The sequence below is a fragment of the Paraburkholderia dipogonis genome (genome assembly GCF_042680985.1).
Taxonomy (GTDB): domain Bacteria; phylum Pseudomonadota; class Gammaproteobacteria; order Burkholderiales; family Burkholderiaceae; genus Paraburkholderia; species Paraburkholderia phytofirmans.
Genome location: NZ_JBHUFR010000021.1, coordinates 18773 through 43044, shown reverse-complemented (window position 1 = coordinate 43044; position 24272 = coordinate 18773). Strand labels below are relative to the sequence as shown.

Below are 24272 nucleotides of genomic sequence, written 5' to 3'. Positions count from 1 at the left end.
CCGTTTCTCCCCGGGACTAACCGTATGCTTCGCCGATCAGATCGCGCACCGCTTCGAGCAGTGCTTCGTCATGAAAGCTGCCTTTCGCCAGATAGTAGTCCGCGCCCGCGTTCAGCCCGGCGCGGCGGTCCTCCTCACGATCCTTGTACGAGACGATCATCACCGGCAGCGACTGCAACTGCGGATCGCGTTTGATGAGCGTGACCAATTCGATGCCGTCCATGCGCGGCATGTCGATGTCGGTGATGACGAGGTCGAAGCGCTCGCCGCGTACAGCGTTCCAGCCGTCCATGCCGTCGACGGCGATCGTCACGTCGTAACCGCGCGTGGCCAGCAGTTTGCGTTCGAGCTCGCGCACGGTGAGCGAATCGTCGACCACCAGCACGCGGCGCGTGGCACGTTGAGCCGCGCGCGCGGCGCCGTGTTGCGTGTGCTTGAGATCGCCACCCGCCACGAGCCGTTCGACGGAGCGCAGCCAGTCGTCGACGTCGGCGATCAGCACCGGATCGCCGTTCTCCATTAGCGCGCCGGCGGTGATGTTGCGGATCTTGCCGAGGCGCGGATCGAGCGGCTGCACCACGAGCATGCGCTCGCCGAGAAAGCGGTCGACCACCACGCCGTAGGTTTGCGAGCCGTCGCCGATGACGATCATGCTGACGGTGCTGCTTTCGTCCGCGGGCGGCGCGGCGTCGAGAATCTGATGCGCGGTGACGACGCCGATACGCCGCCCGGAGAAGGCGATGTGCTGATGCCCTTCGAGCAATTCGATCTCCGCGCGGCTCACGTGCAGCGTGCGGTTCACATGCGCGAGCGGCACCGCGTACGGCTCGCCCGCGACTTCGACCAGCAGGCTGCGGATCACCGAAAGCGTCAGCGGCAACTGCAATTGCACGCGCGTGCCAAGTCCCGGTTCATGCGTGATTCGCACCGAGCCACGCACGCGTTTGACGACGTCGTGCACCGCGTCGAGTCCGACGCCGCGGCCCGAAACTTCGGTCACCTGATCGCGTAGTGAAAAGCCAGGCAGCAGCAGGAATTCGAGCAACTCGACTTCGGATAGGCGCGCGACCGTTTCCTCGCTCGCGAGTTTCTTGCGCACGATCGACGCGCGCAAGGCGTCGAGATCGATGCCCGCGCCGTCGTCGGAAACGGTGATGAGCAGCGTGCCGGCGGTGTGACGCGCGTCGAGCGTGAGCGTGCCTTCTTCCGGCTTGCCGCGCGCGAGCCGCACGGCGGGTGCCTCGATGCCGTGGTCGAGCGCGTTGCGCAGCATGTGGCCGAGCGGCGCTTCGAGCAGGTCGAGAATGTCGCGGTCCACTTGGGTCGATTCGCCCACTAGTTGCCAGCGCACTTTCTTGCCGAGCGAACGCGCGACGTCGCGCACCATTCGTGCGAGGCCGCTGGTGCCGTCGCCGAACGGACGCATGCGGCATTGCAGGGCAGCGTCGTAGAGTTGTTGCGACAGGTGCGTCGAGCGGCGGTCGAAGCTCTCCAGATCGGCGAGACGCTCGGCCAGCATATGCTGCGATTCGGCGGTCAGGCGGCGCAATTCTTCGAGCGCGGCCTGGGTGCGCGGATCGAGTTTGAGGTCGGCGAGCGTTTCGTGCAGTTGATCCAGCGCGCGAGTGCCGTCGCGTTGGACGCGTTTGATACGCAGCATCGATTGCGCGAAGGGTTTCAGCCAGCGTGATTCGACCAGCGACTCGCCGGATAGCGATAGCAGACGGTCGAGGTTGTCAGCGCGCACGCGGAGCATGCGGCCGGGTTCGGTGGCGGGGGCGACGGTTGTGCTGTTCGACGCGGACGGAGCGGCGTCCGCGTCGTGCTGCTTCTGCGTGAGTGCGAGGGCGGCGTGGTTGTCTTGTGGAGGAGCGGGCGTAGCGTTGGCCGGTCTGGCTTCAGCGCGCAGCGCATCGGCTAGCGAGTTGAATACGGCGTCGGGGTCCGGCTGCGCGGTCGAGATAGCCGACGTGCCTTCGGCGCGCAGTGCGCGGGCTAAATCGTTGAACGCAGCGTCAGCGTCAGCGTCTAGGGCCGCATTTGCACCGGGGGCGATGGCAGGTGGTTCGGCGACCGTCGCGGTCGCCGGTGGCGTAGCGTCCCGCCGTATTGCCGCGCCATGCGGCGGCACGCCCGTCTTCCGCGCCTGCAATGCCGCCACACACACGCTGACCGCGTCGCGCGCCGACTCGTCTTCATCGTTGCCGATGCGCGCGACGATATCCACCCCGCGCAGCAACTCGTCAATCCAGGCCGCGTCGAGCAACGCACGTCCTTCCTGCGCGGCGACGAAGCAATCCTCCATGGCATGCGCAAGCTCGACGCCCACCTGCACGCCGACGATGCGCGCCGCGCCCTTCAACGAATGCGCGGCCCGCATGCAGGCCTCGAGCGCGGCCGCATCGCCAGGCGCGCGGTCGAGTGTGAGCAGGCCGTCGTTGAGCACGCGCGCCTGGGTCCGCGCTTCCTCGCGGAACAGATCGATCAGCGACGGGCGGCGTGGGTCGTCCGTCATCCGAGACTCCGGTTCAAAGTGTCGAAGAGCGCGTCGGCGTCGAGCAGGCCGACGCTCATGCCGCGCCACGGCGCGACCGCTCGCGTATGGGCAGCGGCGGCATGCGAAAGTGTGGCAGGCGGCGCGCAAAAGCTGGCCGTCGCGATCCGGTGCACGCCGTCGACCTGATCCACCGGGAACACCGCGTGTTCTTCAGCGCGCGAGACAACGAGGAAACGCGGCTGATCGTGGCGCGCGCGATCGTCGCGTGCGCCGGCGCCGGTTTCGAAACCGAGCAGGTGCGCGAGCGACAGGCACACCAGCAATTCACCTTGTACATTTACCACGCCTAGTACCGCGCGATGCTGCCGATGCGGCAACGTATGAATCGGCCGTGTTTGCACGATGCGTTTGAAGATCGGCGTGGGCAGCGCGAGCCATTCGTCGCCGATGCGAAAGACGAGAAACGATTCGCTCGCGCCTTGGGCATTTTGCTGCGGTTGTGCCCGCGCGCGCACGTCGTGTCGCGAGAGGTCCACCAATGGAATCGGCCGTTCCAGCAGTTTGGCCGCGGCCGCTTCGAACACTGGGCAATTGAGGCAGCGCACGTACTCGACAAGACGCTCGCACGACGAATCGCCGCGCACGCCGATGCGATTCCAGCAATCGTCGAAGCTCACCGTTTGCGCGTCAACCATGTTGCGCTCTCTGTGCGCGCGACGCGCGTTGCATCAACAGTCGTGCGGCGTCGCGGTCGCCTTCGAGTTCGAGCAAGGCCGCGAGATGCGCGAGCGCTTCCGCGTGCTGAGGATCGAGATACAGCGCCTTGCGATACTGACTGCGCGCGAGGTTAGCATCGCCGTTGGCATCGGCCAGCACGCCGAGCAGATAAAACGCGTCGGCGTGTGGAGCGTGGTGTTCCAGATAGGCGTTGATCGCCGTGGCGGCTTCCGCGAGGCGGCCGGCGTCGGCCAGCGCGTGCGCGGTTTGTAGTGTGTCTCGTACGGCGTTGGTCGGAGCGGTGACTGGCGGCAACAACGGGTTGTGTGCCAGCGGCGTGGCGGCTGGCACCGACGTCTTGTGCGTGTACGCTTGCGTTGCGCTGTTGTCACGCGGGGCGAACTGCGTCGCGCCGCCGAACGGCGTGCGCGCAACCGGATCGGGCCACGCGAAAGGCTCCGCGGAAAACACTTGCGGCGACGAGAGCGGGGGAATCCGCGAATGCGTCATCGCAAGCGCGGCGGCGGTAGCGAGCGGCGCGGTGTCCCAGCTATTCCACTGCGTTTCCTCGGGCGCGCCGTGATGAAACGCGAAGGCCAGCGGAATCTTCGCGGACTGCATGCCGTAGCGCATCAGAAGCCCAGTTTCCGCGGGGCCGACGAACAGCGTGCCGTTTCCGGCCAGTACGCTGGTGAGCGCCTGCAGGGCTTTTTGCTGCGCGTCGCGGTCGAAGTAAATCAGCACGTTGCGGCAGAACACGAAGTCATAGACGCCAAGCGACGACACGTCGAGTTGCATCAGATTGGCACGCGAGAAACGCACCGCTTCGACGATGCGCGGTGCGAGACGCCAGCCGTCGTCTGTGCGCGTGAAGTGCGCGTCGCGGTACGCAAACGCATTGCCGCGAAACGAATTGCGTCCGTAGACAGCGCGTTGCGCGACGGCGAGCGAGCGGTCGCTAATATCCATTGCGTCGATGCGCAACTGCGCGGCGTCGAAGCCTGCGTCGAGCAACGTCATCGCGATCGTGTAGGGTTCTTCGCCGGTCGAACAGGGCAGGCTCAGGACGCGCAGCGGCAACGCATTGCCGCGCTCGGCGAGACGTTCACGCGCGAGACGCGCGAGTGCCTTGAACGCGTCGGCGTCGCGATAGAACCAGGTTTCGGGCACGACGACCGTTTCGATCAGCGCTTGCACCATCGAAGGTGAACATTGCGCGGCCTCCCAGTAGTCCGCGAGCGTGGCTTCGGCGTGACCGTCCGCGCACCATGCTGCCGCGCGCTGATCGACCGCGCGCTCGATCGCACTATGGCCGAGCGATGCCGCATCGAGCCCGATCGTCCGATGCAACAGCTCGGCGAAGCGTCGATAGAGCGGTGCGTTGTCGTGATGCGCGTTCATGCGTGCGCCTCGGGAAAGATGAGCGTTTTGACGTCGTCGGGCAGCAGATGTTCGACGCGGATCCACTGCACGAGGCCGCCCGCTTCGCTCGCGACCGGGCCGAGATAGCGCGCGTGCGGCATGTCGAGTCCGGCATCGTGAAACGCCGTCACGTCCAGTCGAATCGTGCGAGTCGCGCCTTCCAGCAGCAGTGCGAGCAGGCGCGTCGTGCCCGCATGCGGATAGCGCACCAGCACGATGCGCGTCGACATCAATTGCGCGGCGGGACGGCCGAGCGCTAGCGCCGGCAGATCGATCAGCGGCAACGGCGCGCCCTCGTGATCGAGCACGCCCGCGACCCACGACGGCGCGCCGGGGATTGTCTTCGGCGGCTGCTGCGGTGTGAGCGGCATCAGACGCTCCACCTGCGTCGCGTCGATTACGTACCGTTCGCTATCGAGCGTGAAGAGGATGAAGAGCATCGGCGTGTGCGTGGGCGGTGGTGAGCGTGCGGGTGTCGGCGTCGAGTGGCGCGCCGTGGCGCGTCAGGCCGTCACCTTGAAACGCGACACGCCGGTGCGCAGACTGTTGGCGACGTGCGTGAGATCGTCGATCGCTTGGGTCGACTGGCGTAGCGATTCCGCCGTCTGCTGCGCGGCCTCCGAGAGTTGCGTCAGCGCCTGGGTGATCTGCTCGGCGCCGGTGGCCTGCGTCTGCATGCCTTCGTTGACCATCGAGAAGCGCGGCGCGAGCTGCTGCACCTGCTGGATGATCTGCGTGAGATGGCCGCCGACGTTCTGCACGTCGAGCATGCCGCGCCGCACTTCTTCGGAGAACTTGTCCATGCCCATCACGCCGGCGGCCACCGCGGACTGGATTTCCTTGACCATCTGTTCGATGTCGTAGGTCGCCACGGCGGTTTGATCGGCGAGGCGGCGAATCTCGGTTGCCACGACCGCGAAGCCGCGGCCGTATTCGCCGGCTTTTTCCGCTTCGATCGCCGCGTTCAGCGAGAGCAGGTTGGTCTGGTCCGCGACCTTGGTGATGGTGGCGACAACCTGATTGATGTTGCTGGCCTTCTCATTGAGGATCGCGAGCTTCGCGTTGACCGAGCCGGCCGCTTCCATCACGAGACGCATGGTCTCTTCCATGCGCGCGAGCCCGGCGTGGCCGGTGCCCGCAAGCGCCGCCGACTGGCCGGCCACTTCGGACACTTCGTTCATGGTGCGCAGCAGGTCGCGCGAGGTCGCGAAGATTTCACGCGACGTGGCGCCGATCTCGGTGGTGGTGGCGGCGGTCTCGTTCGCGGTGGCTTGCTGTTCGCGCGAAGTCGCGGCGATTTCCGTCACCGATGTCGTGACCTGCACCGCCGATTTCTGCGCCTGGCCGACCAGTGCGGTGAGTTCGTCGGTCATGCGGTTGAAGCCCGCTTCGAGCGCGCCGATTTCGTCCGCGCGATTCAGTTGCAGGCGCTGGGTCAGGTCGCCGGTGCGCATCACGTCGACAACGCGCAGCACCTTGGCCATTGGCATGGTGACCGCGCGCAGCAGCCAGTACCCGGCCAGCACGGCGGCGATGGCGGCGATCAACAGCATGACGAGCAACACCACGCGGGTTGCCTCGACCGAACTGCGGATGCTTTCGGCGGCTTTATCGGCGTCGGCCTTGTTGTTTTCGACCAGTTTGCGCGCCGAGAGGCGGCCCGCTTCCCAGATCGGCGTCAGCTGCGCGTTGAAGATCCGCACGGCGTTCTCTTTTGAGCTCGGCAGGGCGTTCAACAGCGATGCCTGGATCGGCAGGTACTGGGTGTGTTGCTGGCGGAAGTCGTTGAAGAACTCACGGTCGTTGTCGCGGAAGATAGTCGCGCCGTAGTCGCCGAGAAGCTTCTGAAGGGTTTGCTCGGTGTCTTGCAAACGTTCGGTGTCGCGCTTGACGGACTCGGGATCCGCGTCCACGTAGACGAGGCGCTGTGTGACGGTATAGTTCTCGAACCAGGCCGCGCGCATCGCGGTCGCGTAGTAGAGGCCGGGCATCGAATCTTCCTGCTGGCTCTTCGCGTCGCGGTCGATGCCGCCGAGCTGTTCGAACGTGACGATTGCCATCGCCAGCATCACGATCAGCACGATTCCGAAGCTGCACAGAATCCGTTGCCGGATGGTCCATTGTTTCACGCGCACGCCCCTTACTTTTTTCGCTTGTCTCGACCCGTGTTGCCGACGTGGTCCGATCCTTCAATCGACGGGCTGGAAAAGCTTTGCGGGTTGTCAGAACTATCTGACAGGTTATGCGGCGGATTTTACATTGATCGGTGGAATGGGGAAGCGGGGTAATCACTTCGACGCATAGCCAGCCGTGCCGCCCGCCGCGTTACACGAGTAATGTCCCGTTACCACTTGCAGCATCTATTTCTGCGCGCGCCCGCCACAATCTGTTCCATGCCTGAACGGCGGGGAGTCAAACATGAAAAAGATCGCAGTGGCGTTGGTGATGGTGGGAAGTCTGAGCGTGGCCGGGCAAGCATCGGCGCACGGTAATGGCGGCGATGTCGTCGGCGCGCTGATCGGCGGGGCCGTGCTCGGGGCGGTGGTGACCTCCGTGCTGAATCCGGCGCCGGTGGTGGCTTACCAGCAGCCCGTGTATGCGCAGCCGGCGTATGAGCCCGCGCCGGTCTATGCGCAAGCGCCGCCGGGATACTGCTATGACCAGTACCAACGTGCCTATGTGGCGTGCGGTGCGCCACCGCCGCCGGCTCAATACGGATATCCGGAGCCTCAGCCGGGTTGGTAATCAATCGTGCAGCGCGCGCGTCGTTGCGCGCGCCACAGACAAAAAGGCCGTCGTGTTACGCGACGGCCTTTTCATTTCAGGCGCGACTCAGTGCTTGTGATGCAGCCACTCCGCATAGTGCGTGTCGAGCCAGCGCTCGAGTCTTTGCGGCTTTGTCTTCTGGTGGTAGTGGGACGCGGCCCAGATAGCAACGCCGACCAGCAGCATGACAGCAGGCCCCAATAAATAAGCGATCAACGATTCAGACATGGGAGCCTCCGTATCGAGTTGCGTCCACCCTTCAGTTTAGGCGATGAAACGCCGGAGAAAAGGTCTGTGTGATGAGATTGCGGCGGGCAGTTTCGTAGCGTCTTGTTCCTCACCTTTGAAACCTAGTGGAGGAATAGAATTTCTTATTTTTAACAGTGAGTTGGATCGTGCGAGACGGGTTTTGTGTACCATTGAAAATCCCATATTTCAAAGGTTTGGCGCCCGACGAGGCCGGTTTCAAGGCGTACTGGTGGAGGCTCTACGCGCGCCTTCGATCTGCGCATCCACAAAATCCGCCCACCGCTGCATGACCCATCGCTGCTTCGCGGCATTTTCCGCGCTCGCGCCTTGCTCGATACGCTCGGGCGTCGTCGCCGTGTTCTGGTCGAGCGCGTCTGACGGCTGCGTCAGCTCGCGCAGGTGCGCGGTGGCGGTGCGCCGGAAGTCATGCAGGACGAAATGCTCCACGTCCAGACCGAGCGCCTTGACCGCCTGGTTCAGCGTACTTTTGGCGATCGGCCGATCGTCGCCTCTGACGCTCGGGAATACGAATTTTCGGCTGGCCTTGGCGTGGTCGAGTTCGCGCAGCATCGAGACGGCCTGCTGGGAAAGCGGCACGCGCCGATCGCGGTCTTTTTTCAGGCGCGCAGCGGGGATCGTCCACATCGCCTTGTCCAGGTTGAATTCGGCCCACGTCGATTCGACCAGGTCCGACTTGCGCACCATCGTCAGCACGAGCAGGTGCAGCGCCAGCTTCAACGGTCGGCGAATGCTCGACGCGTCGATCGAGCGGAACATGGCGCCGATCTCGTCGCCGGAAAGCACGCGGGTACGGCTGTCGAAAGTAGCGATGGAGCGCGCCGGCACGACCTCGGCCGGATTGCTGGATGCGAGTTGCCGGGCGATCAGATATTCGTAGAGACGCTTCACCACGTTGCGCGTATGCAGCGCCATTTTCGGCGAGCCGCGACTCTTGATTCTGTCGCATATCGCGACGATGTCGTCGGCGGTCACCGCTTTGATCTGCATGTGGCCGATGGCGGGCAAGACGTCTTTGTCGAGCGCCCGCCGCGTGGTGCGACGGTATTCCTCCGACTTGCCGGCCATTTCAGTCGCGAGATAAAGCTCGGCGGCTTCGCGCAGGACATCGGCTTTGCTTTCCGCGCCGCGGTCGCGCCGCGCCGTGGCGACCGGCGAGATGCCTTGCGCGACCATCTCCGCATACTTCTGCGCCTTGGCGCGCGCGACACGCAGCGAGATCATCCGGTAGTCGCCGATGGTGGCAAGCGGTTGGCGCTTGCCGTTCAGCGTGTAGCGGAAGCGCCAGATCTTGGTGCCGGTCGTCATGATTTCGATGACGAGACCATTGCCGTCAGCGACGCAGTAGCGGGCGTCTCGCGGTTCGAGCGCGCGGACTTGGGCTTCGGTGAGAGGGACGGCTAGGCGGGGCATGTTCGGATCGCGGGTGCTCGGACAGCGGCGATTTTAAACCTTATGGCAGCTGTGTACCAAAGGTTTGGCGATTTTTGGGTCAACGGAGTGTGCGTTTACGGCGGCGATCCGGCGCTTTGAATTGTGCGAAGAGCTTTTGTGGTAAAGCGGGTTAGCCTTATCGCCGCTCCGTCGCTCACTTCCCAATACAAAACCTGCTAAAAATCACTCCGAGCAAGTCATCCGAACTGAACTCGCCGGTGATTGAATTCAACTGATCCTGCGCAAGCCTGAGTTCCTCAGCGAACAAATCAAGCGCCTGCGAGTTCTGATCGGCGTGCGCGGCCGCAGTCGCCAGATGCTCCTCGGCCGCGCGCAATGCAATCAGATGCCGCTCGCGCGCCAGGTAGACGCTCTCTGCGCCCGCCTGCCAGCCGGCGATCCGCAACAGTTCGTCGCGCAACAGCGCAACGCCGTCGCCCTGTTTCGCCGACAGCCGCACTTCGCTCAGTTCGAGGTCCGCGTCGAGCGCTTGCGTCGCGGGCGCGAGGCCGGTCAGGTCCGTCTTGTTCAGCACGCGTACCACCGGCACGCCGCCCGGAAAGCGTCCGGCAATCGCACCGTCTTCAGCCGTCATGCCGGTGCGCGCGTCGAGCAGATGCAGCACTACATCCGCGCGCTCGATTTCGCTCCATGTGCGCGCAATGCCGATCTTTTCGACTTCGTCCTCGGTATCGCGCAGGCCGGCTGTGTCGATCACGTGCAGCGGAATGCCTTCGATCTGAATCGTCTGCGCGACCTTGTCGCGCGTCGTGCCGGCGATCGGCGTGACGATCGCCAGCTCCGCGCCGGCCAGCGCGTTCAGCAGCGACGATTTGCCGACGTTCGGCTGCCCGGCCAGCACCACCGAGAGCCCTTCGCGCAACAACGCGCCTTGCCGCGCTTCGCTCAGCACGTGCGCGAGACGCTCGCGTATGCGCGTGAGCTTGCCGCGGGCGTCGGCGGCTTCGAGAAAGTCAATCTCTTCTTCGGGGAAGTCCAGCGTCGCTTCGACCAGCATGCGCAGCGTGATCACGTCTTCGACCAGCGCGTGAATGTCGCGCGAGAACGCACCGTCGAGCGAGCGACCCGCTGAGCGCGCGGCGGCCTCGGTGCTGGCCTCGATCAGATCGGCGACCGCTTCGGCTTGCGCCAGATCCAGCTTGTCGTTGAGGAAGGCGCGGCGCGTGAATTCGCCGGGCTCGGCGAGGCGCAGACCGAACGCACGGCCGGCGTCGATGCAACGCTGCAGCACCAGTTGCAGCACCACCGGACCGCCGTGGCCTTGCAGTTCGAGCACATGTTCGCCGGTGTAGGAATGCGGCGCCGGGAAGTACAGCGCGATGCCGCGGTCGAGCGCGTTGCCGCTGACGTCGAGGAACGGGACGTAGCTGGCGTGGCGCGGCGCCAATGTCTGGCCGGTGAGCGCCTGCATTAGTGGCTGGGCTGCCGCCTCTCCCGCGCGGCCGAACGAAATTCGCACGACACCGATGCCTCCCCGGCCGGGCGCGGTGGCAATGGCGACGATCGGATCGGAATCGGTGGTGAGCATAGAGAGCGTGGCAAAAACGGAGAGGAGGGGAGGGCGGCGCCGGTCAGCGCGGCGCGAGGCATTGTAACGCGGGCGCTTTCGGTGCCCGTGTCGCGACGCTCTTGTTGATGGCGGAAGCTGACTTATTCGCGCAGTTCGGATTTATCTCAAACGAGCTAGGATTGCTACTGCGCCCCTTGCGAATAAATAAGAAGTTGTAGGGCGGCGAAGTCGCAGACAGGCACGCCAGACAAGGAAAAACACCAAAAATCTACAAATTCGGCAGACACGTTGCCTGACGCGGCTCGCAAGCTAAAAGTATCTCAAATACGCTAAAACTAAACTCGCCCGGTTGTCAACTGCTTGAACGTTGAATTGCACAATCCGGCCCATGCCGACCAATAAAGAAAAAGCCGCCTTCGCCAAACGGCTGAAGGATCTGCTGGAGCCGCTGAAGATTCGCGGCGGGACCAAGCTCGCCGAGCAATTCAACCTTCGCTACCGAGGCGAGCGGGAGGTTACACCGCAAACCGCTCATAAGTGGTTATCCGGTACGACGATTCCCAAGCCCGATAAGTTGCGTACGCTGGCCGAATGGCTGAACGTGAAAGAGCATTGGCTGCACTATGGGCCGTCCCCGGGCGTGAACGCGAGGCCTTTGGCGCGTGGCGAGAAATATCCGCCGTCGGCCGAGACAATCGAGCTCGCTTCCAAGATCGAGTCGCTCACGCCGAAAGACCGCTTTCTGGTCGAAGAGATGATCGTGCGCTTTTACGGTGAAGACGCGGAAGAGGAATAGGCGCGGCATCGCGCGACGTGTTTTGCCGAGAGAATGAAAAAAGCCGCCCGGTTTTGCGCCGGGCGGCTTTTCTTTTCTACTGCTGCTATCTGAGCTTCGGACGACGGTGGGCGCTTCCGCCCACCTCAAGCCAATCTCATCAAGCCGCTTTGGCCTTCGTCTGCCCCATCATCCGCGTGATGTAGTACTGCTGGGCGATCGACAGCACGTTGTTCACGACGTAGTACAGCACCAGACCGGCCGGGAAGAAGAAGAACATAACCGAGAACGCGATCGGCATGAACATCATCATCTTGGCTTGAACCGGGTCCGGCGGCGTCGGGTTCAGCTTGGTCTGCAGGAACATCGAGACGGCCATCAGCACCGGCAGGATGAAGAACGGATCCTGCTGCGACAGATCGTGAATCCACAGAATCCACGGCGCGCCGCGCATTTCCACCGACGACAGCAGCACCCAGTACAGCGAGATGAACACGGGAATCTGAATCACGACCGGCAGACAGCCGCCGAACGGATTGACCTTCTCGGTCTTGTACAACTCCATCAGCGCCGAGTTCATCTTCTGCGGATCGCCCTTGAAGCGTTCGCGCAGCGCTTGCATACGCGGCGTGATCGCCTTCATGCGTGCCATCGACTTGTAGCTCGCGGCCGACAGCGGGAAGAACACCGCCTTGATCAGCAGCGTGAGCAGCACGATCGACCAGCCCCAGTTGCCGACATAGCTGTGGATCTTTTCGAGCAGCCAGAACAGCGGCTTGGCGATGATCGTCACCCAGCCGTAGTCCTTCACCAGTTCCAGACCCGGCGCGATGCCTTCGAGCATGCGCTCTTCTTCCGGACCCGCAAACAGGCGCGCGGACACGTCGACAGTTTGACCCGGCGCGATGGTCGGCACCGGCTCCTTCACGCCGACGCGATACAGCGTCGGATCGATCTTCTCGACGTAGATGTCGCGCTTCACGCCTTGCTGCGGAATCCAGGCCGACGCGAAGTAATGCTGGACCATCGCGATCCAGCCGTTGTCGGCCGAGGTCGCGTAATCCTGCTTGTTCTTGTCGATGTCGCTAAACGTCATCTTCTGGAAGTGATGCTGGTCGGTGTAGACAGCCGGCCCGATGAACGTGTGCGAGAAGCGCGGCGTTTCCACCGGCTGATCGTCACGCACCAGTTCCATGTAGACCGACGGACTCACCGGCGTGGTGCCGACGTTCTGGATCTTCGTGTCGACGCCGATCACATAGCTGCCACGCGTGAACGTGTAGGTCTTGATGACCTTCACGCCACCCTTAACCGGCGATTCGAAGCTGAGCTGGAACGACTTTTCGTCGCCGGTCAGGTCGTGCTGCTGGTTCGGCAACGGCGTGTAGATGTCGTTGTGATTCGGGAAATCGCCGCCGAGCAGGCCCGTGCGCGCCAGATACGTATGGTTCGCGGTGCGGTCGAACAGCGTGATGACGAGGTCCGGCTGCTTGCCGTCACCCTTGTTCACGAGCGACAGCTTCGACAGCGTGCCGCCGCGAGTGTCGATTTCGCCGCTATAAACGTCGGTGTTGAACTTGACCAGTTGCGTTTGCGTGGCCGCCGGCGCGTTGCCCGGAGCAGCTGCGTTGGTGGCCGGCAGATCGGCGGGCTGGGTTCCCGGCGTCGTGGTTCCCGGTGCGGCGCTACCGACGGTCTTGGTCGGCGTGGCGCTCGGGAAGAACATCGACGGGCGTCCGTGGTCGCGTTGCCAGTTGTCGAACAGCATGACCGCTGACATGAAAAAGATGACCCATAGGACGGTGCGTTTGATATCCATGCGTTGTCTCAGTGTCGATGGAACGGCGCGTCAGCGCTTTTCAGAAGTGGGAGGCGGGACGAGATCGATGCCGCCCGCGGAAAACGGGTGGCAGCGGCAAATACGCCTGGCGGCGAGATAAGTCCCGCGCGCGGCGCCATGATACTGGATTGCTTCGCGCGCGTAATCAGAGCAGGAAGGGTAAAAACGGCACCGGTTGCCGAGCATTGGGCTCACGGCAACCTTGTAGAAACGCAGTAAAGCGATGAGTACCGTTTGCATGGCTGGTGCGGCCGAACGGCGCCGCGCAACGTGGAGTACCGGGCGACGCCCGCGCAGCACGGCCGCCGGAGCGGTCTGAACTGCAAAGCGGGTGGTCACTTGAGCGTCATTCCGTCTTGGGCGCTTCCGCGGGCGGCGCCTGGCGACGGGTCACTTCGCGCGCTGCCTTGTCGAGCAGCGCCTCGATTTCGCTGCGGCACAGCGCCCTCAACGGCGGCGACGAGGCGCTCGGCAAAGCTTTCTTGTCGAAGCGCGTGTGCAAACGCAGCAGCACATCCCAACCGCCGAATTCCGCGCGACGCAGCCGGAAGGCTTCACGCGCGATTCGACGTACCAGATTACGCGTGGCCGCGCGCGGCGCATACTTCTTGCCGATCACGAGGCCCAGGCGAGCTTCATTGCCGGTAGGCCGGCCGTACACCACGAAGTGAGCGGTGCGGCGCCACGGGCGCAAACGAAAAACGGATGAAAATTCATCCGTTTTCAGCAGCCTTGCGGCTTTGGGGAAGGCGGCTTGCGCTCGCAACGGAACCGAGCCCAGTTGCTGCGCCTCAGCCGTTCCCGCTTCACCGCGGGCTTCACTACCCGGCATAAGCGTCGCGTGCAACGCCTGCCTTAGATGGCGAGGCGCTTGCGGCCCTTCGCGCGACGTGCGTTGATGACCTTGCGGCCACCTGCGGTCTTCATGCGAACGCGGAAGCCGTGGGTGCGCTTGCGACGGGTAACGGAAGGTTGGTAAGTACGTTTCATGTTGCTCTCACTTGATCGAAAAATAACCGCGCGATCATCGCTGAAAGCGCAATGGCCGGTGGTTCACTGAATTGGTTTTCGCGGAACCCGCTATTTAAACCGGTTTTTCGTTGACCGTCAATAGTTTAGCCTGGTTCGCGCCGGCTCCATGAGGAGCGAGCCTCGTGATCCGTCCCTGTGGATAACTCCCTTGCGGGTCCGTTTTGGCGTTAGAATCTCGCCTTACTTCCCAAAAATCCTGCACGCCGCTCCGGCTCGCTTGCCCCGCAAACCCTTGTGGCACAAGCGCCTGGAGCCATTACGCCTGGTTAGCCTGGCTGCTCAGGGCCTTGTTGCGTGCGCGCGACAGGGGCAGCGGCAACCGCCGTGCACACCATAACGACAGCAACTCGATGAACGATTTCTGGCAACACTGTTCCGCATTGCTGGAGCGCGAGCTGACGCCCCAGCAGTACGTGACGTGGATCAAACCGTTGGCCCCGGTCGCCTTCGACGCCGCTGCGAACACGCTTAGCATCGCTGCGCCGAACCGTTTCAAGCTCGACTGGGTCAAGAGCCAGTTTTCCGGCCGCATCGCGGATATGGCCCGCGATTTCTGGCAGGCTCCCGTCGACGTCCAATTCGTACTCGACCCGAAAGCCGGCATGCGCGCCCCTGTCGCAGCCGCGCCCGCACCGGCTTCCGCGCGTCCGGTTTCCGCGCCGGGCTCGATGGGCGGTAGCGCCGGCAATAGTGCGGCTGTGGACGCAGCCGTCGGCGCCGTGCAAGCGGCGCAGGCCGCGCGCACCGCTGGTACGAACGGCGCGAACAACGCGATGGCCAATCTGAACGCCAATGCCCGCGCCGCAGCCGAACAAAACGCGAACGCGCGCGCCGCGGCCGCTGAAGATTCCGCCGATCTCGATCTGCCCAGCCTCGACGCGAACGAAGCCGCGGCCGCCCGCCGCACATGGCGTCCGGGCCAAAGCGCGAGTTCGAACGGCAACAGCGGCGAAAACGACTCGATGTACGAGCGCTCCAAGCTGAACCCGGTTCTGACCTTCGACAACTTCGTGACCGGTAAGGCCAACCAGTTGGCGCGCGCCGCGGCGATCCAGGTCGCGGACAATCCTGGCATCTCGTACAACCCGCTGTTTCTGTATGGCGGCGTGGGCCTCGGCAAGACCCACCTGATTCACGCCATCGGCAATCAGCTTCTAATGGACAAGGCCGGCGCGCGGATCCGCTACATCCACGCGGAGCAGTACGTGTCCGACGTGGTGAAGGCTTACCAGCGCAAGGCGTTCGACGATTTCAAGCGCTACTACCACTCGCTCGACCTGCTGCTGATCGACGATATTCAATTCTTCTCTGGCAAATCGCGCACGCAAGAGGAATTCTTCTACGCGTTCGAGGCGCTAGTGGCGAACAAGGCGCAGGTGATCATCACCAGCGACACGTATCCGAAGGAAATTTCGGGTATCGACGACCGCCTGATCTCGCGCTTCGACTCCGGCCTGACCGTGGCGATCGAGCCGCCCGAGCTGGAAATGCGCGTCGCGATTCTGATGCGCAAGGCGCAATCCGAGTTCGTGAGCCTGAATGAGGACGTCGCGTTCTTCGTCGCGAAACATTTGCGTTCGAACGTGCGTGAACTCGAAGGCGCGCTGCGTAAGATCCTCGCGTACTCGAAGTTCCACGGCCGCGAAATCACGATCGAAGTCACGAAAGAAGCGCTGAAAGACCTGCTGACGGTGCAGAACCGGCAGATTTCGGTGGAAAACATCCAGAAGACCACGGCTGACTTCTACAGCATCAAGGTCGCGGACATGTATTCGAAGAAGCGTCCCGCGAACATCGCGCGGCCGCGGCAGATCGCCATGTATCTGGCGAAAGAGCTGACCCAGAAGAGCTTGCCGGAAATCGGCGAGCTGTTCGGCGGACGCGACCACACCACCGTGCTGCACGCGGTGCGCAAAATTGCCGACGAGCGCAGCAAGGACGCGCAACTGAACCACGAACTGCACGTGCTGGAGCAGACGCTAAAGGGCTGAGCGGTCTGTCTGGAAAAAACGACCTGTTTATTTCCAAACTCGCCCCCATTTTAGTGAGGCGGTTCCGTTTTCAGGCACAATACAGGTTTAACCGCCCGGCGGCCGCGGGCGGATTTCACGCCGTGACAGGCGCAGCGTGGCGCCGGCGGGGAGTCGTGGCGGCGCGCGAAGAAGCTTTGCCTGAAGGCGCGCAGGCCGTTATATCAACGAAGGAACTCTATGCAACTGGTCAAGACCGAACGCGATAACCTCCTCAGGCCGCTGCAAACTGTGAGCGGCATCGTCGAACGCCGCCATACGTTGCCGATCCTCGCCAATTTGCTGATTACCAAGAACGGCCCCGACGTGTCGTTCCTGTCCACCGACCTCGAGTTGCAGATCACCACGCGTGCCGATTTCGGCGTGGGCGGCGATTCGGTAGCGACCACGGTGGCAGCGAGAAAGCTCCTCGACATTCTGCGCGCCATGCCCGACGGGCAGGTCACGCTCACGCTGAACGACAAGCGTCTGACCGTGCAATCCGGCAAGAGCCGCTTTGCGCTGCAAACGCTCGCCGCGGACGAATTCCCTACGGTCGCGCAAGCTAAAGACTACGGCGCGAACCTCGTGGTTCCCCAAAAGACGTTCCGCCAGTTGCTCGGCATGGTCCATTTTTCGATGGCCCAGCAGGACATCCGCTACTACCTGAACGGCATGCTGCTGGTGGTGGACGGCGACCAGCTGATGGCGGTCGCAACGGACGGCCACCGTCTGGCGTTCTCGTCCATGAAGATCGAAGGCTCGTTCCAGCGTCAGGAAGTGATCATTCCGCGCAAGACGATTCTGGAATTGCAGCGCCTGCTGGAAGACATCGACGACACGCTGAAGATCGACATCGCGCAAACGCAGGTGAAGTTCACCTTCGGCCAGGTCGAACTGGTGTCGAAACTGGTGGAAGGCAAATTCCCCGACTTCCAGCGCGTGATTCCGAAGTCGCACAAGAATCAGTTCGTGATCGGCCGTGAAGAACTGCAGCGCTCGCTGCAACGTGCCGCGATTCTGACGTCGGACAAATTCAAGGGCGTGCGCTGCATCATCGAGCCGGGCCAGTTGAAGATCATGTCGACCAACGCCGATCAGGAAGAGGCGCAGGAAGAACTGGAAATCGCATACGACGGCGACAGCGTCGATATCGGGTTCAACGTCACGTATCTGCTCGACGTGCTCGCGAACCTGAAGGTCGACACGTTGCAAGTGAGCCTGGGCGACGCCAGCTCCAGCGCGTTGATCACGATTCCCGAGAACGACGAATTCAAATACGTGGTGATGCCGATGCGCATCTAACGCGTCCAACACCAAAGAACACACCAAGGGGCGCAGCGCCCCTTTGGCGTTTTTATGGTGTTTTGAAAAGTCCCGAGCAGCAACCTTGCAGCAACGCAGAACCGGAAAAAATCCATGACTGAAACGAACAATTCGCAACCCGACAACAGCTACGGCGCATCCTCGATTCAGATCCTCGAAGGTCTGGAGGCGGTGCGCAAGCGGCCCGGGATGTACATCGGGGATACATCGGACGGGACCGGTCTGCATCACCTCGTATTCGAAGTGCTGGACAACTCCATCGACGAAGCGTTGGCGGGGCATTGCAACGACATTCAGGTGATCATTCACGCGGACAACTCCATTTCCATCACCGACAACGGCCGCGGCGTGCCGACCGGTCTGAAGATGGACGACAAGCACGATCCGAAGCGCAGCGCCGCTGAAATCGTGATGACCGAGCTGCACGCCGGCGGCAAGTTCGACCAGAACAGCTATAAGGTGTCCGGCGGCCTGCACGGCGTGGGCGTGTCTTGCGTGAACGCGCTGTCGGCGTGGCTGCGTTTGACCATTCGCCGCGACGGCAAGAAGCACTTCATGGAATTCCATCGTGGCGTGCCGCAGAACCGCATTATCGAAGAGATCGACGGCGTGGCTGTTTCGCCGATTCAGATCACCGGCGAGACCGAGAACCGCGGCACCGAAGTGCACTTCCTCGCCGACGAGACGATTTTCGGCAACATCGAATATCACTACGACATTCTGGCCAAGCGGATTCGCGAACTGTCGTTCCTGAATAACGGCGTGCGGATTCGCTTGCTCGATCAACGCACCGGCAAGGAAGAAGATTTCGCGTTCGTGGGCGGCGTGAAGGGCTTTGTCGAGTACATCAACAAGAACAAGTCCGTGCTGCACCCGAATATTTTCCACATCAGCGGCGAAAAAGACGGCGTGGGCGTGGAAGTGGCCATGCAGTGGAACGACAGCTACAACGAAAACGTGCTGTGCTTCACGAACAACATTCCGCAGCGTGATGGCGGGACGCACTTGACCGGGTTGCGTGCGGCGATGACGCGCGTGTTGAACAAGTACATCAACGATCACGAAGTTGCGAAGAAGGCGAAGGTCGAGACTTCGGGCGACGATATGCGTGAAGGGTTGTCGTGCGTGCTGTCGGTGAAGGTGCCGGAGCCGAAGTTCAGCGCGCAGACGAAGGACAAGCTGGTCTCGTCGGAAGTGCGCGCGCCGGTGGAGGATGTGGTCGCGAAGGCGCTCGAAGAGTTTCTGCTCGAGACGCCGAATGACGCGAAGATTATTTGCAGCAAGATTGTCGATGCAGCGCGCGCGCGGGATGCGGCTCGGAAGGCGCGTGAGATGACGCGTCGCAAGGGCGTGCTCGACGGTGTTGGGCTGCCTGGGAAGCTGGCGGATTGCCAGGAGAAGGATCCGGCGAAGTCCGAGATTTATATCGTCGAGGGTGACTCGGCAGGCGGGTCGGCGAAGCAGGGGCGGGATCGGAAGTTTCAGGCGATTTTGCCGCTGCGCGGCAAGGTGTTGAATGTCGAAAAAGCGCGCTATGACAAGCTGCTTTCTTCGGAGCAGATTGTTACGCTGATTACGGCTCTCGGTTGCGGGATTGGTAAGGAAGACTACAACCTCGATAAGCTGCGTTATCACCGCATCATCATCATGACCGATGCTGACGTCGACGGTGCGCACATTCGGACGCTGTTGTTGACGTTCTTCTATCGGCAAATGCCGGAGATGATCGAGCGTGGGTATATCTATATCGCGCAGCCGCCGTTGTTCAAGATCAAGGCTGGGAAGGATGAGCGGTATTTGAAGGATGAGGCTGAGGTTAATGCTCACATTCTGAAGCTGGCGCTGCAGGGGTCGGAGTTGTTGGCTTCTGAAGGTTCGACTCCGATTACAGGCGATGCTTTGGGTGAGTTGGCCCGGGCTTACTTGCTGGCTCAGGCTGTTGTTAATCGGTTGAGCCGGTTGTATGACGCTGGCGCGCTTGAGGCTGTGATGGATGGGATTGCTATTGACCTGTCGAGCGAAGAAGCGGCTGATGCGTCGGCTAAGGCTCTGGAAGCGAAGCTAAGGGATGATCCGTTGAAGCCTGAGGTTAAGGTTACGACGATGTATGATCCGGTGCGTGAGTTGCGGTCGCTGCGGGTTGCGCGGACGCATCACGGGAATCAGAAGATTTCTGTGTTGGATCAGGATTTTCAACTTACTGCTGACTATCAACAGCTGATCAATACCGCTAATACGTTTAAGGGGTTGATTGGGACTGGCGCTGTCATTAAACGTGGCGAGCGGAGTATGGCTGTTACTGACTTCAAGTCCGCTATGAAGTGGTTGTTGGCTGATGCTGAACGAAATATCTCGAAGCAGCGCTATAAGGGGCTCGGTGAGATGAACCCTGGGCAGCTTTGGGAGACGACGATGGATCCGACAGTGCGTCGTCTTCTTCGGGTGCAGATTGAGGATGCTATTGCGGCTGATGGCATTTTCACTACGCTCATGGGGGATGATGTGGAGCCACGTCGGGCGTTTATTGAGTCGAATGCGTTGCGGGCGGGGAATATTGATGTTTGAGGGCTGCTGCTCAGATGAACGCATAAGTTGAGAAAATAGGACCCTTAAGTCGACAAACTTATGGGTCTTTTTTTATGGCTCGGTCTCCACATCCGTTTTACTGAAGCAACAACATTCGCGAAGAGGCAAACTGGTCTGATCCTCGGATCGTCCCATGAACCGGGGCTGCGAGTGTTGGGATACCCATACAGATGGCAAAAGAAAAGAAAGATATTGCTTCAATATTTCGCTACATGGGACCCGCGTTGGACGCACTTAGAACACTCGGTGGGTCCGGCAGCCCTGACGAGGTCGTGGAGCGTATTGCGCAAGACCTTGATCTTCCAGATGAGGCACAAAACGAAGTCTTGCCATCAGGCGAAGGACGTTTCCGCAACCGTGTGCGATGGGCACGACTTTATCTCGTGCGAGAGGGGCTCGTTGACTCGTCGCAACGCGGAGTCTGGGCGCTCACCGACGCCGGACGTCGCACGAGTCTCTCGATTGAGCAGGCGCGCGGCGTAGCTACGAAGTGGAACCGCATTTTTGGAGAGGAGCGGCGAGCGAGAGCCGGCGGTGCGGAGCCTATGTCGGCCGAAATTTCAGAACCCACAGGTGCGGCCACGGGTGACTATCGTTACGAACTCATCCAGATACTGAAGAATCTTCCCGCATCGGGATTTGAACGGTTGTCTCAACGACTTCTTCGCGAGGCTGGTTTCGTGCAAGTGGTCGTAACCGGAAGCAGTGGTGATGGAGGCATAGACGGGTACGGCACCCTGCAAATTAATCCACTTGTCTCGTTCAAAGTCTTGTTCCAATGCAAGCGCTACGCAAAGTCGGTGTCGCCGTCACAAGTTCGTGATTTCCGAGGAGCAATGTCGGGACGAACCGACAAAGGCATCATCATTACGACAGGCACATTTACAGCGGAATCGCGTCGCGAGGCGGGCCGCGACGGCGTCCCTCCAATCGAGCTCATCGATGGCGAAAAGCTCATCGACATGCTGGAGCACCTGGAACTGGGATTGAGGCCCGTGCGGACTTTTACCGTCGACGCGCAATTTTTTGACGAATTCAAGAGCTAGCCGTTAGCACCGGTGTTCAGTCGATGACAGTCTAAAGGGCGCGCGGATTGCAGGCGATGGGCTTTATCTAGTAAGTCTGGGAACGGAGTTTAACGATTTTCGTAATCGCCGATCAACGAGCCGTCGAATACATACTGTCAGCAGCGCGCCGCGATGCTGACGCCAATATTCTGGCGAAGTCGAAATCGCTTTCCGGCGAGGGTGTTTTGAGCAGCTTGCACTCTAACGTTGCGAGTAGAATGCAGCGAAATCGGGCTCCTCGCGCTTATCGCTTGGCGCCATTTAACTCATAAAGCTAATACTGATGCTCACTGGCGCACTACGCAATCAAGTCGATTCCATCTGGAATGCCTTCTGGTCGGGCGGAATTTCAAATCCGCTCGAAGTCATGGAGCAAATCACCTACTTGTTGTTCCTCCGTCGTTTGGATGACATCCATACTCTGGAAGAGCGCAAGGCCACTGTGACGAAGAAGCCGATGGCGCGGCGCATTTTCCCCGAGGGAAGCGACGCTGGCGGACAACCCTACGATGACATGCGCTGGTCGCGGTTCAAGCACTTTGCTGCGCCGGACATGTTCTCGCTGATCGACAAGCACGTGTTTCCGTTTCTGCGCACGATGAATGCGGACGGCTCGACCTACGCGCACCACATGCGCGACGCGCGCTTCACCATTCCGACACCGGGTTTGCTGGCGAAGGTCGTGGACATGCTCGATCACGTGCCGATGGAAGATCGCGATACGAAGGGCGATCTCTACGAATATATGCTCGGCAAGATCGCGAGCGCCGGACAGAACGGCCAGTTCCGTACGCCGCGGCACATCATCCAGTTGATGGTCGAACTCACCGCGCCGGCGCCCGCGGATGTGATCTGCGATCCCGCCAGCGGTACATGCGGGTTTCTCGTTGCAGCAGGCGAATATCTTCGCGACAAGCATCCTACGATGCTTCGCGATGCCACTGAGCGCGAGCACTTCCATCACGGTATGTTCCACGGCTACGACTTCGACAACACGATGCTGCGAATCGGCAGCATGAACATGGCACTGCATGGTGTCGAGAATCCAGACGTGCGTTATAAGGATTCGCTTGCGCAAGGCCACGTGGAGGACGATGAGAAGTATTCGCTGATTCTCGCGAATCCGCCGTTTGCAGGGTCGCTCGATTATGAGAACACGGCGAAGGATTTGTTGAGCATTGTCAAGACGAAGAAGACAGAACTGCTGTTTCTCGCGCTGTTCTTGCGCTTGCTGAAGCCGGGCGGGCGCGCGGCAGTGATCGTGCCGGACGGTGTGTTGTTTGGCTCGAGCAAGGCGCACAAGGAATTGCGCCGGATGATCGTCGAGGATCAAAAGCTCGATGCGATCGTTTCGTTGCCCTCGGGTGTGTTCAAGCCTTACGCGGGCGTGTCCACTGCGATTCTGCTTTTCACGAAAACGAATTCAGGCGGCACCGATCACGTGTGGTTCTACGACATGGAGGCTGATGGGCGTAGTCTCGATGACAAGCGTCAGCCGCTGTTGAGCGAGGACAAGCTTGGCGTGACGCCGGCGACGCCGTTGACGGAAGCAGAGCACGAGAAGAACAACTTGCCCGATGTGCTTGCGCGCTGGAATGCGCGTGAGGGCACGGAGCGTGAGCGAGCACGCACCGAGCGGAGCTTCTGCGTGCCGAAGTTGGATATCGAGGCGCAGAGTTATGACCTGTCGATCAATCGGTATAAGGAAGTGGTGCACGAGGCGGTTGAGCATTTGCCGCCGCTGGAGATTTTGGCGAAGTTGCATGCGCTGGAAACGGAGATTCAGGCGGGGATGAAGGAGCTTGAGGGGATGCTGAAGTGAGAGATCGAAAGACTCTCGCGCTTGGTGAGATTATGGCGAGCAAGCTCGGTTCGGTTGATCCGAGCCGGTTTCCTGATGAAAGCTTTGACCTGTACAGCATACCTGCGTACGACGCGCAAATTCCACAAGTAGAATTGGGCTCAGCGATAGGATCGACAAAACAAATTGTCGCTCCAAACGACGTACTATTGTCGAAGATCGTCCCGCATATTCGCAGGACGTGGATCGTGGGCGAAAACCGAGGGCGAAGACTTATCGCCTCGGGTGAGTGGATTGTATTCCGAAGCGAAAGTGTCGCACCGCAGTTCCTTCGACATTTGCTTAGAGGAGATGCGTTTCACGCGCAATTCATGACGACCGTGTCTGGAGTCGGGGGTTCTCTTCTTAGGGCAAGACCTGCGCAGGTAGCTCAGATTCAGATCAAAGTTCCATCGCTCGCCGAACAACGCCGCATCGCCGCGATTCTCGATAAAGCCGATGCACTGCGCGTCAAGCGCACGCAAGCCATCGCACTACTCGATAGCTTAGCGCGATCGATCTTCTTGGAGATGTTCGGAGATCACGCGGCGAAATCTTGGACCACGACCACGATAAATGCTGTGGCGGCCTCTGAAGGCGGTATTCGCACGGGCCCGTTTGGGAGCCAGTTGCTGCACTCCGAATTCGTGGACGAGGGGATCGCCGTGTTGGGTATCGACAACGTCGTAGCCAATGAATTTCGGTGGGGAGCGTCTCGCTTCATCACTTCGACGAAGTTCGAGAGTCTGAAACGATATAAAGTCAGTCCGGGCGATGTTTTGATTACGATCATGGGAACTTGCGGGCGGTGCGCGATAGTCCCTTCCACGATTCCGTTGGCAATCAACACAAAGCATCTCTGCTGCATCACATTGGACCAAAAACGCTGCTTGCCAGAGTTTCTGCATTCCTATTTCCTGTTGCATCCTACGGCGCTTAGGTATTTGCAACAGAAGGCTAAAGGCGCGATTATGGACGGCCTGAACATGGGCACTATTAAGGAAATGCCCTTGCCGATGGCGCCAATCGAACTTCAACGAGCCTATGCGTTGCGCGTTGGCGCAATACATAGGATGAGACAACAACACGAGCAATCTCTCCAAGCGTTGGAGTTTTGCTTCTCCTCCCTCCAACACCGCGCCTTCACCGGCACCCTATAAAAA

The 24272-nt window shown here is 61.1% G+C and carries 20 protein-coding genes; 8 read left to right on the top strand and 12 right to left on the bottom strand.

Going from position 1 to position 24272, the window contains the following annotated elements; all coding sequences use genetic code 11:
- Positions 1 to 16: 16 nt before the first annotated feature.
- The 5 genes from ACFSNN_RS25925 to ACFSNN_RS25905 all read right to left on the bottom strand — a co-directional run bounded on the left by ACFSNN_RS25925 (position 17) and on the right by ACFSNN_RS25905 (position 6765).
- A complete protein-coding gene (locus ACFSNN_RS25925) occupies positions 17 to 2515 on the bottom strand; it encodes a hybrid sensor histidine kinase/response regulator (protein WP_134457450.1) in 2499 nt (832 codons plus the stop codon).
- The gene (locus ACFSNN_RS25920) at positions 2512 to 3192 is read right to left on the bottom strand and encodes a chemotaxis protein CheW (RefSeq protein ID WP_134457449.1); all 681 of its coding nucleotides are present in this window, start codon (positions 3190 to 3192) and stop codon (positions 2512 to 2514) included. The genes ACFSNN_RS25925 and ACFSNN_RS25920 overlap by 4 nt, the downstream gene beginning before the upstream one ends.
- Positions 3185 to 4615: a CheR family methyltransferase gene (locus tag ACFSNN_RS25915; RefSeq protein ID WP_134457448.1), complete on the bottom strand. Its 1431-nt coding sequence runs from the start codon at positions 4613 to 4615 to the stop codon at positions 3185 to 3187. The genes ACFSNN_RS25920 and ACFSNN_RS25915 overlap by 8 nt, the downstream gene beginning before the upstream one ends.
- On the bottom strand, positions 4612 to 5076 hold the full coding sequence (locus tag ACFSNN_RS25910; RefSeq protein WP_134457447.1) for a chemotaxis protein CheW: 465 nt from the start codon (positions 5074 to 5076) through the stop codon (positions 4612 to 4614). Before ACFSNN_RS25910 ends, ACFSNN_RS25915 begins: the two co-directional genes overlap by 4 nt.
- Positions 5077 to 5139: 63 nt before the next feature.
- Positions 5140 to 6765 (bottom strand): methyl-accepting chemotaxis protein, encoded by a 1626-nt coding sequence (locus ACFSNN_RS25905; protein ID WP_134457446.1) that lies wholly within the window; start codon positions 6763 to 6765, stop codon positions 5140 to 5142.
- 289 nt (positions 6766 to 7054) lie between these two features.
- Between ACFSNN_RS25905 and ACFSNN_RS25900 the strand changes: the two genes are divergently transcribed.
- Positions 7055 to 7381 carry an ecotin precursor gene (locus ACFSNN_RS25900; RefSeq protein WP_134457445.1) on the top strand — a complete coding sequence of 109 codons (327 nt, stop codon included), beginning with the start codon at positions 7055 to 7057 and terminating at the stop codon, positions 7379 to 7381.
- A gap of 87 nt (positions 7382 to 7468) precedes the next feature.
- Here ACFSNN_RS25900 and ACFSNN_RS25895 read toward each other — a convergent pair whose 3' ends face one another.
- The 3 genes from ACFSNN_RS25895 to mnmE form a co-directional block, all read right to left on the bottom strand.
- Positions 7469 to 7630, bottom strand: a complete 162-nt coding sequence (locus tag ACFSNN_RS25895; RefSeq protein ID WP_166799268.1) for a hypothetical protein — start codon at positions 7628 to 7630, stop codon at positions 7469 to 7471.
- 237 nt (positions 7631 to 7867) lie between these two features.
- Complete coding sequence (locus tag ACFSNN_RS25890) at positions 7868 to 9082, bottom strand: tyrosine-type recombinase/integrase (protein WP_134457444.1); 1215 nt, start codon at positions 9080 to 9082, stop codon at positions 7868 to 7870.
- A gap of 175 nt (positions 9083 to 9257) precedes the next feature.
- Complete coding sequence (mnmE, locus tag ACFSNN_RS25885) at positions 9258 to 10652, bottom strand: tRNA uridine-5-carboxymethylaminomethyl(34) synthesis GTPase MnmE (protein WP_134457443.1); 1395 nt, start codon at positions 10650 to 10652, stop codon at positions 9258 to 9260.
- Positions 10653 to 11022: 370 nt separating this feature from the next.
- Here mnmE and ACFSNN_RS25880 point away from each other — a divergent pair, with 370 nt between their 5' ends.
- Positions 11023 to 11430 (top strand): transcriptional regulator, encoded by a 408-nt coding sequence (locus ACFSNN_RS25880; RefSeq protein WP_012434886.1) that lies wholly within the window; start codon positions 11023 to 11025, stop codon positions 11428 to 11430.
- A gap of 139 nt (positions 11431 to 11569) precedes the next feature.
- On the opposite strand, the gene yidC is transcribed toward ACFSNN_RS25880, so the two are convergent.
- From yidC to rpmH, 4 genes are all read right to left on the bottom strand, one after another.
- Positions 11570 to 13228, bottom strand: coding sequence for a membrane protein insertase YidC (gene yidC, locus ACFSNN_RS25875; RefSeq protein ID WP_134457442.1), 1659 nt, complete (start codon positions 13226 to 13228; stop codon positions 11570 to 11572).
- 30 nt (positions 13229 to 13258) lie between these two features.
- Positions 13259 to 13489: a membrane protein insertion efficiency factor YidD gene (gene yidD / locus ACFSNN_RS25870; protein ID WP_007180115.1), complete on the bottom strand. Its 231-nt coding sequence runs from the start codon at positions 13487 to 13489 to the stop codon at positions 13259 to 13261.
- A gap of 106 nt (positions 13490 to 13595) precedes the next feature.
- Positions 13596 to 14081, bottom strand: coding sequence for a ribonuclease P protein component (locus ACFSNN_RS25865; protein WP_012434888.1), 486 nt, complete (start codon positions 14079 to 14081; stop codon positions 13596 to 13598).
- Positions 14082 to 14104: 23 nt separating this feature from the next.
- Positions 14105 to 14239 (bottom strand): 50S ribosomal protein L34, encoded by a 135-nt coding sequence (gene rpmH, locus ACFSNN_RS25860; protein ID WP_004198824.1) that lies wholly within the window; start codon positions 14237 to 14239, stop codon positions 14105 to 14107.
- Positions 14240 to 14631: 392 nt separating this feature from the next.
- Here rpmH and dnaA point away from each other — a divergent pair, with 392 nt between their 5' ends.
- From dnaA to ACFSNN_RS25830, 6 genes are all read left to right on the top strand, one after another.
- Positions 14632 to 16272 carry a chromosomal replication initiator protein DnaA gene (dnaA, locus tag ACFSNN_RS25855; protein WP_244322799.1) on the top strand — a complete coding sequence of 547 codons (1641 nt, stop codon included), beginning with the start codon at positions 14632 to 14634 and terminating at the stop codon, positions 16270 to 16272.
- 219 nt (positions 16273 to 16491) lie between these two features.
- Positions 16492 to 17595, top strand: coding sequence for a DNA polymerase III subunit beta (gene dnaN, locus ACFSNN_RS25850; RefSeq protein ID WP_007180118.1), 1104 nt, complete (start codon positions 16492 to 16494; stop codon positions 17593 to 17595).
- A gap of 114 nt (positions 17596 to 17709) precedes the next feature.
- Positions 17710 to 20181: a DNA topoisomerase (ATP-hydrolyzing) subunit B gene (gyrB, locus tag ACFSNN_RS25845; RefSeq protein ID WP_134457440.1), complete on the top strand. Its 2472-nt coding sequence runs from the start codon at positions 17710 to 17712 to the stop codon at positions 20179 to 20181.
- Between the two features lie 191 nt (positions 20182 to 20372).
- Positions 20373 to 21248 carry a restriction endonuclease gene (locus ACFSNN_RS25840; RefSeq protein ID WP_134457439.1) on the top strand — a complete coding sequence of 292 codons (876 nt, stop codon included), beginning with the start codon at positions 20373 to 20375 and terminating at the stop codon, positions 21246 to 21248.
- Between the two features lie 304 nt (positions 21249 to 21552).
- On the top strand, positions 21553 to 23091 hold the full coding sequence (locus ACFSNN_RS25835; RefSeq protein ID WP_134457438.1) for a type I restriction-modification system subunit M: 1539 nt from the start codon (positions 21553 to 21555) through the stop codon (positions 23089 to 23091).
- A gap of 32 nt (positions 23092 to 23123) precedes the next feature.
- Entirely contained in the window at positions 23124 to 24269 is a 1146-nt protein-coding gene (locus tag ACFSNN_RS25830; RefSeq protein ID WP_134457437.1) for a restriction endonuclease subunit S domain-containing protein, read from the top strand.
- The last annotated feature ends 3 nt before the right edge of the window (positions 24270 to 24272 follow it).